Raw genomic sequence first — 8107 nt, forward strand, 5'->3', positions numbered from 1 at the left:
TGAGAACGTTTCCTCTATGCTTGCTCTTCGCTGTGCTTATCTCAACGGTCAACTTTCAATTTGATGTATGTGCCAAAGTGAGATGCACCCGTTAGGGAGATAAGGGCGATCGCACTTATCGGCCATAATCTATGGAAGCTGAAAAGTTGCAGAATTTGCAACAAGCTTTTCAGACGCTGGCAAGATCCCCACCCCACACTCCACTTAAACTTTTGTGTAACAGGCTTTTGTGGAACGGGCATCTTGCCTGTTCCATATCCCAGGGGGAAATGCAAGTTAAAACGCATTTTATCGATTCATCTGCTTAATTTTCAAAGTGTTTGTCGGTCTATATGCCGCGACAGCCTCAAACTCTGTTTAATTCTGCCAATAATTAGCTCAAACATTTTTTTGCGGGACGGATTCTTGCTGCTGGGCGGCATCCCTAACTCGCAACACATCAAGTTCAAGTCACTTGCACTCATTGCCAACAATTTTTGCCTCACCTCTTCTTCATTACCATTCTTAGCTTGTAAACGCAGTTCTTCATAAACTTCTAGAACATTTCTCGCCGATAAATTAGCAGGTTTATTAACATCAGCACCAGTGGAAATATCCGAAGTTTTTGACTCAGCAGAAAGCCCTCCCCGCTTGACTTGAGTTTCAAGCCTGGTTAATTTTCTAGAAACGTCCCGCAAGATTTCCTTAAGTTCGCCAATTTCCTTAACTAACCCCCCGCTTTCTTGTTCGGAAGCAGCCAAAATTTCTTTTTTAATCATTTCAGATACTCCTCACACTCGCGCCATAGTTTTTCAAATTCTCTAACTAATTCTCGCGGCAGTTCTCCCTCATTAATTGCCCGTTTTAGCCCGACGCTTTCGCGAATCGTCGATTCTAAAAATCTAACTTCTATGTTATTATCTTTTGATATCTCATCGCAAAGTCTTTTTACTTCTCTCATGTAAAACTGAACTTCATTTGTCAGCAATCCTCCATAGGTTTTAGCTTTATTCATAAAGACTGCTATCTTAGGAAACGGATAAGGCTCAATCCGTTTCTGAAGCGAGTTTAAAACTAAGCTTAATCCCCTAGAACCAAAATAATCGGGATTGACGGGAATCAATATTAAGTCGCAGCAAGAGAGTACGCTGTAGGTGAGGAGACTGAAGGAAGGCGAACAGTCAAAAAGCATCAAGTCGTATTTGGGGAGATTGGCAGAGTTGGCGATTTTGCCGATGAATCTGCGGATGAAGTCTTTAACACTTTTTCCCTCAAAGCCATCGATATCCAACCAATACAATTCTTCAACTGAAGGAACAAAATGCAACTGTTCGTCAATCTGATAAATGGTGTCGAAACCAACGGGAAATTTAAAGTTTTGTCCGGCTTTTTTAAAGACTTCTAGAGCGTCGTAAATGGTAAGTCTGTGCTTGAGAGATTGTTCGTACCACTTACCAAACTTGTCATCTAAATGACCGGTATTTTCGTTAAGTCCGATCGCCTCTGTGAGCGACATTTGCGGATCTAAGTCTAACATCAAGACTTCTAAGTCGGTTCCTTGGGATATAATATTTCCCAGACTCCAAGTGACGGTGGTCTTTCCGACACCGCCTTTGAAGTTGATTACGGCTATTGATTTAGGACTCATGGCTGGTTTTGCTTGGATTTTGCTCAATTTTTTATTAAAACATAACGATCGCCCAATTAGCGTTTGCTAAGTATTATTACTCGAATAATGGCGATCGCCTTGAGTAGGCGATCGCCAGATTAACAGCGAGTCTCTTTTTAGAAAAGAACGTCAGGAAACTTGAAAACGTGACTAGCAATATTCCGCACCTTTACTAATGGAACAGGTAATCCAGTTACACTGTAGCCTCGATTTGGTACTACTTTCTGCGGGAGTTCTGGCTGTTGCTGCAAAACTAACAACCTGAATTTACCCGGTTCGACGACCAATATCTCCTGTTGAGGAATGAAAAATATCCAGAGATCGGCTTGCGAAGTCAATCCCCAACAGGGACGGTTGCGATCGTCAGAAGCTTCAAAAAATAAGTTTCCAGTTTGCTTGGCTTTTATATCAGTCTTGTACTCAGCAGTTGCAGTTGAACCGTTTGGGCGAATTAGTACGCGGTCAATACCTGCTTTCTGATACTGTGGCAAATCTGAGACATCCTCCATGCGATAGCCATGAATCTGCAACCACTGGTCTACGATCGCCTCTCCTGTCTTTCCTACTTTCTTTTGAGTTTGGAAGTCGTATTCCTGTTTTTGGGAAAGCGGGGGTAGTGGCTGGGAGTATTCGGCTTCGTTGTGCTGATTATTGTTGTACATGATTAATTCCGTCAGCTAAGTTTTGAGTAGTAAATCACTACATCCCTAGCTTCGAGGGTCGGTGTCTGAGATTGTGACCGACTAAACTGTCTGATGTGTCCGACTTTCTGTCTGAGTTTGTGTCTGACTTTCATTCGTTCAGTTACAATAGCCATAAGTGTTGGAGTCAGGCTATGGCGATAAGAGGATTAAAGGCATCTCCAGAAGGCATCAAAAAAGCACACGAAGCTTTAATCACAAATAGTTTAAATAAGAAGGCTTTAGCGCTAGAGGTAGGAATAGTTCGCTCAACTGTTAGTCGTTTTTTTAAACCTGAACCAGTTGAGCGCTTAAATTTTGAAGAGATTTGTAGAAGGCTAGGGCTAGATTGGAGAGATATTATTGCTAATCCGCTCACTGAAACTGAGACAGAGGAAAAAGAACAAAGTAACCCTCATTTTCAAGATGCTCAACCTGAGCAAATTGAGGAAGTGCTGGACAACTTTTGTGACGAGGTTGTGGTCGAGAGAGAGGGTGCGATCGCACTCTCCGAACTCTGCTGAGGATTTCGATGAATTGGGAATAAACAAGGCTAAGGACAAAGATTTTGAGGGAGCAATTGAAAACTTTGATCGAGCTATTAAGCTAAAGCCTAATTATGCAAATGCCTACAATAACCGGGCTCTTTTTCGTGCTGAACTAGGGGACTATCCAGGAGCAATTGAGGATTACAAAGAGGCGATATTGCTCAATCCTGATTGTGCAATATTTCACAACAACCTGGGTATTATTTCTTCTAAATTAGGTGATTATCAAGGAGCGCAGGCCAATCACACCCGAGCAATTAAACTAAACCCTGACTATGCTCAAGCCTACAATGACCGAGGTGTTAATAATGTAGAGATAGGCAATCTGGAAGAAGCGCTTAAAGATTTCACCCAAGCAATTAAACTAAATCCTGATGATGCCCTTGCTTGGAATAATCGAGGTGATGTCTACTTATTGAAATTAGACTATCTGCAAGGAGCGCTTGAAGATTACACCCAGGCAGCTAGGCTGAATCCCAATAATGCTATAACCTTCTATAACCTGGGAGTTATTCACTCTAGGCTGGGGAACAAAGAGAAAGCGCTTGAGGATTATACCCAGGCAATTCAGCTTGAACGAGACTTTGCCCAAGCTTATATAAACCGAGGCATCGTCCACTATGAATTAGGCTATTCCCAAAAAGCAAATGTCGATTTTCACAATGCTAAAAATTTATATCTTGTCCAGGGAAAAGAAGAAAATTACCAAAAGGTACTTAATCTAATAGAAGAACTTCCGCAAGAAGATTGAGAGCGATGGCATTTAGTAAACGGATAAAAAGAGTAATTGCTACCTTCCTTAAAGCTTCAAATTCAGCAGCGGTTGAAACCCCCGCCTCAAAGCTAAATTCCTCTTCATAAGACTGAATGAAGAACTCATTAGTCCTATGCAAGAGGAATTTAGCCCGACGCCAGGGAATTAATTCCCTGGTGGTCTTTCCGCTTAAGTTGACACCAATGGGCACAATGCCAACCCTACAAGTTGTTTTAGCGTTTGACCAACTTCTTAGAAACCTTCCGCAGGCGAATAGATTTTGGCGTTACTTCCACCAATTCATCCTGACCGATGTACTCCAAAGCGCGCTCCAAACTCATATCCACTGGCGCTTGCAATTGCGCCAATTCTTCACCGCCAGATGCGCGGTGGTTTGTCAACTGCTTGGACTTGCAAATATTCAGCTCCATGTCTTCATCTCGGTTGTTTTCTCCGATAATCATCCCTCTGTAAACCTTGGTTCCGGGGGTAATGAAAAATACGCCGCGGTCTTCAGCATTTTTCAGTGAATACTGGGTCGCAGTTCCTTCTTCAAAGGAAATCAATACTCCGTTGCGACGGGCGATAATTTCTCCACCGAGGGGGCGATAGTCGAGGAAGCTGTGATTCATAATTCCAGCGCCGCGAGTCAAGCGCATAAACTCGCCTCGGAATCCAATCAAACCGCGAGCGGGGACTGAAAATTCTATTTGGGTACGGCCGGTGCTGCTGACGTGCATATCTTGCATTTCTGCTTTCCGCTGACCGAGGCGTTCGATGCAGCCGCCGACTGCTTCTTCGGGTACGTCTAACACCAAACATTCAAAGGGTTCGCAGGGACGACCGCCGACTTCGCGGAAGATTACTTGCGGCTGGGATACTTGGAATTCGTATCCTTCGCGACGCATATTTTCGATCAGGATTCCGAGGTGGAGTTCGCCACGGCCGGATACGAGAAATTTGTCGGGAGAGTCGGTTTCTTCGACGCGCAAGGCAACGTTGGTTTGGAGTTCTCGCATCAGTCGATCGCGAATTTGACGCGATGTTACCAAACTTCCTTCTTGACCGCAGAACGGGGAATCGTTCACCGAGAAGGTCATCTGCAAAGTCGGTTCGTCTACTTTGATTAAAGGCAGCGCTTGCGGGTCGTTGGGACAGGTAATTGTTTCGCCAATATAGGCATCGGCAAAACCAGCAACGGCGACAAGATTACCAGCAGAAGATTCTGGGATATCAATCCGCTTCAGGCCTTCAAAGCCCATCAATTTACTAATTTTTGATTTGACAAGCGCGCCGCTTTCGGTGATTAAGACTGCTTGTTGACCGACTCTAATTGTACCGTTGTGGATGCGGCCGATGACGATGCGACCGACGTATTCTGAGTAATCTAAGGTGGTTACTTGCAGTTGCAGCGGCTTGTTGGGGTCGCCTACGGGGGGCGGTACGTGGTCGAGGATTTCTTCAAAGAGGGGCTTCATATCTACCCCTTCGTCTTCGAGGTGTTTTTTGGCGTAACCGCTTAAGCCGGAACCGAAGAGGTAGGGAAATTCGCACTGATCGTCGTCAGCACCTAGTTCTAGGAACAGATCCAAAACTTTATCGACGGCTTTGTGGGGGTCGGCTCGATCGCGATCGATCTTGTTGACAAAGACGATCGGGCGCAGTCCTTTTTCTAGGGCTTTTTTGAGCACGAAGCGGGTTTGCGGCATCGGGCCTTCGTTGGCGTCTACGATCAGCAAACAACCGTCTACCATGCCGAGAACTCGTTCGACTTCACCGCCGAAGTCCGCGTGTCCGGGGGTATCGACGATGTTGATCAGGGTTTCTCCGTACCTGACGGCGGTATTTTTGGAAAGAATTGTGATGCCACGCTCGCGCTCGATATCATTGGAGTCCATAACGCAATCTGGGATTTCTTCCCCTTCGCGGAAGACCCCGGACTGTCTGAGAAGAGCGTCCACAAGGGTGGTTTTGCCGTGATCGACGTGAGCAATGATAGCGACGTTGCGAATGGGAAGACTCATAATGCGTCTGGGACGTTAAACGGATTTAACTAAAGATTTCTTAATAATTGTAGCGCATGAAGTCAAGGGGCGATCGGGCGGGCTGCAAGATTCGAGTTCTCCGTGGCTAGAATCAAGATTATGAAAGCGCAACCGAGGGAAATTAAGTGTTACACCACGCCTGATGGCAGAGTTCCTTTTGATCGGTGATTTTGAGTTGGCCCAAGTGAAGAAGCTTTGATAGGTCGATCGCCCGTATTAAGATGAGGGTGCAAGTACGATCGACCTTATGGAAGTACAACCCAGAGATATTCAGCAGTATCAGATACCTGATGGCAAAATTCCTTTTTCCGAGTGGTTGGAATCTCTCCCTTGACTTTAAAGGCAAAGCCAAGATTGTTAAAAGGCTTGAGCGGGTTAGCGATGGCAATCTGGGAGATTCTCGATCGCTGGGAGAGGGAGTCTGGGAATTTAGGATTGACTTTGGCCCGGGCTACCGCGTCTATTTTGGACAAATAGAAACAACTATAGTTCTTCTGCTGTGTGGCGGAGATAAAAGCACTCAAGAGCAAGATATTAGCACAGCTAAGAAATATTGGAGAGAATACAGGAGCAGAGAAAATGCCTAAAAGCGTACCTTACCATCCGTTAAAAATTAAATCTCTCAAAGACCCCTTATTTGCTGTGGCTTACCTCACAGAGATACTTGAGGAGGAAGAAGGAGATTTGGAATTAGGAATCATGCGAAAAGCACTTCGAGATGTATTTGAGGCTCTGGGCGAACCAAATATGTCTGCTGAAGATGCTAAATTGCATTTGGAAAAATTAGATGTTTTGTTGTCGGGAGAAGGAAGTGCGACAATTTATGCTTTGGCAAGTTGGCTGAATGCTGTGGGATTGAAGTTAACTGTTGCGGTTGATGAAGGGGATAAAGGGGAAGAGGAAGATTCTGTTGGTGGTGCTGAGTTTGCGGAAGTTGGTAATGTTTGATGCGGGTCGATCGAGCTTTAAGCTATTAATTAGAACTTGACGGCGCTCGAATGCCGATCGCTAAAGGAAGTAGCCGATCGCTCTGGAGTATCCTACAATACTGTTAAAAGTTATGCCCGATCACCAGGTATGGCAATGGCTGACATCCGTGCTCTGCTAAAATTGGTGCGGACGTTTGATGTGTCGATCGAAGAATTGTTGGATTTTGTCGAACAGTAACAAATTACACTTAAAATAAACCAGTGCTACCAGCGCCAACCAGTGCGACCTCGCAGGGACGATCGACTGTGGGCCCAAGCAACAGATGCGAGAGTTGGCGGATGGGATGGGGCGAAGTCAGAAAGAGATGATATATTCTCAGCGACAATTGTAGCTGTTCGATCGCCCATATCGGTCTACAATTTTTAACGTTGAGCCTTATTGAAGTGCAGGAGTGGAGCTGGCTTGGATAACGCTAGTCTGTCAAGAAAACCCCCGCAAGCCTCGGAGCTTGTCGCCGACGAAATTCCAGAAGCAGTGCGAGACCACCCATACCCAGAAGCAGGGCAGAGTCAGTCTAAGAAAAAAGGGCTGATTTGGAAACTGCTAGGGTTGGCCGTATTAGCCTTTGGGGTCAGCATCTGGCTGCACCTCAACTTTAACTTGTTCCCAGCCACCAGTCAGGCAGAGCAAACTCAACAAAACCCAGCACCTGCCAGTTCCGCGTCTCCGTCCGCCGCGAGTCCAGCTACCAATCCAAAAGTCGGCACCGCCGCCGCAACCCCAGACAACCTGCTGGGACATTTGCCGTACCCAGAAGCACCAGCCCCAGACTTGGTAGGGGTCACCTCCGACGGTAGCATCAAACTCCGCACCTCAGCAGCAGCAAAATATCAGGAAATGGCTAACGCCGCAGCAGCCTCAGGCATCTACTTCGCTCCCATATCCGGCTTTCGCTCCGTGGAAGACCAACAGCACGTATTTTTTGACGTGAAAGCCGAACGCAGGCAAAACGCCAGCAAGCGAGCCGAAGTCAGCGCCCCTCCAGGTTACAGCGAACACCACACCGGTTACGCGATCGACATCGGTGACGGCAGCGCCCCGGAAAACAACCTCAGTCCCAGTTTTGAAAATACCCAAGCATTTAAGTGGTTAGAAGCCAACGCTGTCGCTTTCAGCTTTGAAATGTCCTTCCCCAAAAACAACCGCCAAGGCGTCAGTTACGAGCCTTGGCACTGGCGCTTTGTGGGCGACAAGCAAAGCCTCGAAACTTTCTACAAAGCTCATTCGATGAAAAAGTAGAAGGAAGTTCGGCAACGAGCAATGTACGGGATTTAACGGATAGATGTTGAGAGAATTAAGTCAAGCGTGAAGATTTCCCTCCCACACCCCCCCAGCCCCCGGGCCAACCAGGACCGCACCGGGAGCGGTTAAACATCGCCCAGCACACAATACGGGACCCGAGGGAGGAAGGGCGGGTGGGGGGGGACAAAGAAAGGCGCGGG

At 46.4% G+C, this 8107-nt stretch carries 11 protein-coding genes and 1 pseudogene; 6 read left to right on the plus strand and 6 right to left on the minus strand.

Annotated features, from left to right (window positions below; all coding sequences use genetic code 11):
- Nucleotides 1–311 precede the first annotated feature (311 nt).
- The 4 genes from E5S67_RS30030 to E5S67_RS32875 all read right to left on the minus strand — a co-directional run bounded on the left by E5S67_RS30030 (nt 312) and on the right by E5S67_RS32875 (nt 2465).
- On the minus strand, nt 312–758 hold the full coding sequence (locus tag E5S67_RS30030; RefSeq protein WP_172192850.1) for a hypothetical protein: 447 nt from the start codon (nt 756–758) through the stop codon (nt 312–314).
- A complete protein-coding gene (locus E5S67_RS30035) occupies nt 755–1627 on the minus strand; it encodes a ParA family protein (RefSeq protein ID WP_172192852.1) in 873 nt (290 codons plus the stop codon). Before E5S67_RS30035 ends, E5S67_RS30030 begins: the two co-directional genes overlap by 4 nt.
- Before the next feature lie 137 nt (nt 1628–1764).
- Nucleotides 1765–2310 (minus strand): hypothetical protein, encoded by a 546-nt coding sequence (locus E5S67_RS30040; protein WP_172192854.1) that lies wholly within the window; start codon nt 2308–2310, stop codon nt 1765–1767.
- Nucleotides 2311–2321: 11 nt separating this feature from the next.
- On the minus strand, nt 2322–2465 hold the full coding sequence (locus E5S67_RS32875; RefSeq protein WP_216670809.1) for a hypothetical protein: 144 nt from the start codon (nt 2463–2465) through the stop codon (nt 2322–2324).
- 18 nt (nt 2466–2483) lie between these two features.
- Between E5S67_RS32875 and E5S67_RS30045 the strand changes: the two genes are divergently transcribed.
- Nucleotides 2484–2852, plus strand: coding sequence for a helix-turn-helix domain-containing protein (locus E5S67_RS30045; protein WP_172192856.1), 369 nt, complete (start codon nt 2484–2486; stop codon nt 2850–2852).
- Nucleotides 2853–2865: 13 nt separating this feature from the next.
- Nucleotides 2866–3627, plus strand: a complete 762-nt coding sequence (locus tag E5S67_RS30050) for a tetratricopeptide repeat protein (RefSeq protein WP_172192858.1) — start codon at nt 2866–2868, stop codon at nt 3625–3627.
- A 236-nt stretch (nt 3628–3863) separates the two neighbouring features.
- On the opposite strand, the gene typA is transcribed toward E5S67_RS30050, so the two are convergent.
- Nucleotides 3864–5654, minus strand: a complete 1791-nt coding sequence (gene typA / locus E5S67_RS30055; protein WP_172192860.1) for a translational GTPase TypA — start codon at nt 5652–5654, stop codon at nt 3864–3866.
- A 268-nt stretch (nt 5655–5922) separates the two neighbouring features.
- Between typA and E5S67_RS30060 the strand changes: the two are divergent.
- The 3 genes and pseudogenes from E5S67_RS30060 (at nt 5923) to E5S67_RS30070 (ending at nt 6842) form a co-directional block, all read left to right on the plus strand.
- Nucleotides 5923–6262 (plus strand): annotated as a pseudogene (locus E5S67_RS30060) (type II toxin-antitoxin system RelE/ParE family toxin).
- Nucleotides 6255–6623 (plus strand): helix-turn-helix domain-containing transcriptional regulator, encoded by a 369-nt coding sequence (locus E5S67_RS30065; protein WP_172192862.1) that lies wholly within the window; start codon nt 6255–6257, stop codon nt 6621–6623. Before E5S67_RS30060 ends, E5S67_RS30065 begins: the two are co-directional and overlap by 8 nt.
- A 36-nt stretch (nt 6624–6659) precedes the next feature.
- A complete protein-coding gene (locus tag E5S67_RS30070; protein ID WP_172192864.1) occupies nt 6660–6842 on the plus strand; it encodes a helix-turn-helix domain-containing protein in 183 nt (60 codons plus the stop codon).
- 26 nt (nt 6843–6868) lie between these two features.
- On the opposite strand, the gene E5S67_RS30075 is transcribed toward E5S67_RS30070, so the two are convergent.
- Nucleotides 6869–7012 (minus strand): hypothetical protein, encoded by a 144-nt coding sequence (locus E5S67_RS30075; protein ID WP_172192866.1) that lies wholly within the window; start codon nt 7010–7012, stop codon nt 6869–6871.
- A 55-nt stretch (nt 7013–7067) separates the two neighbouring features.
- On the opposite strand from E5S67_RS30075, the gene E5S67_RS30080 reads away from it, so the two are divergent.
- Nucleotides 7068–7904, plus strand: a complete 837-nt coding sequence (locus tag E5S67_RS30080; protein WP_172192868.1) for a M15 family metallopeptidase — start codon at nt 7068–7070, stop codon at nt 7902–7904.
- Nucleotides 7905–8107 lie beyond the last annotated feature (203 nt).

Origin of the sequence: Microcoleus asticus IPMA8 (genome assembly GCF_013179805.1) — a bacterium.
GTDB classification, from domain to species: domain Bacteria; phylum Cyanobacteriota; class Cyanobacteriia; order Cyanobacteriales; family Microcoleaceae; genus Microcoleus; species Microcoleus asticus.

Bases quoted from the DNA above. Each gene is read 5' to 3' on its own strand.
- E5S67_RS30075 (WP_172192866.1), bottom strand. From the start codon at position 7,012: ATGGGCGATCGAACAGCTACAATTGTCGCTGAGAATATATCATCTCTT.
- typA (WP_172192860.1), bottom strand. From the start codon at position 5,654: ATGAGTCTTCCCATTCGCAACGTCGCTATCATTGCTCACGTCGATCAC.
- E5S67_RS30030 (WP_172192850.1), bottom strand. From the start codon at position 758: ATGATTAAAAAAGAAATTTTGGCTGCTTCCGAACAAGAAAGCGGGGGG.
- E5S67_RS32875 (WP_216670809.1), bottom strand. From the start codon at position 2,465: ATGGCTATTGTAACTGAACGAATGAAAGTCAGACACAAACTCAGACAG.
- E5S67_RS30040 (WP_172192854.1), bottom strand. From the start codon at position 2,310: ATGTACAACAATAATCAGCACAACGAAGCCGAATACTCCCAGCCACTA.
- E5S67_RS30035 (WP_172192852.1), bottom strand. From the start codon at position 1,627: ATGAGTCCTAAATCAATAGCCGTAATCAACTTCAAAGGCGGTGTCGGA.
- E5S67_RS30065 (WP_172192862.1), top strand. From the start codon at position 6,255: ATGCCTAAAAGCGTACCTTACCATCCGTTAAAAATTAAATCTCTCAAA.
- E5S67_RS30045 (WP_172192856.1), top strand. From the start codon at position 2,484: ATGGCGATAAGAGGATTAAAGGCATCTCCAGAAGGCATCAAAAAAGCA.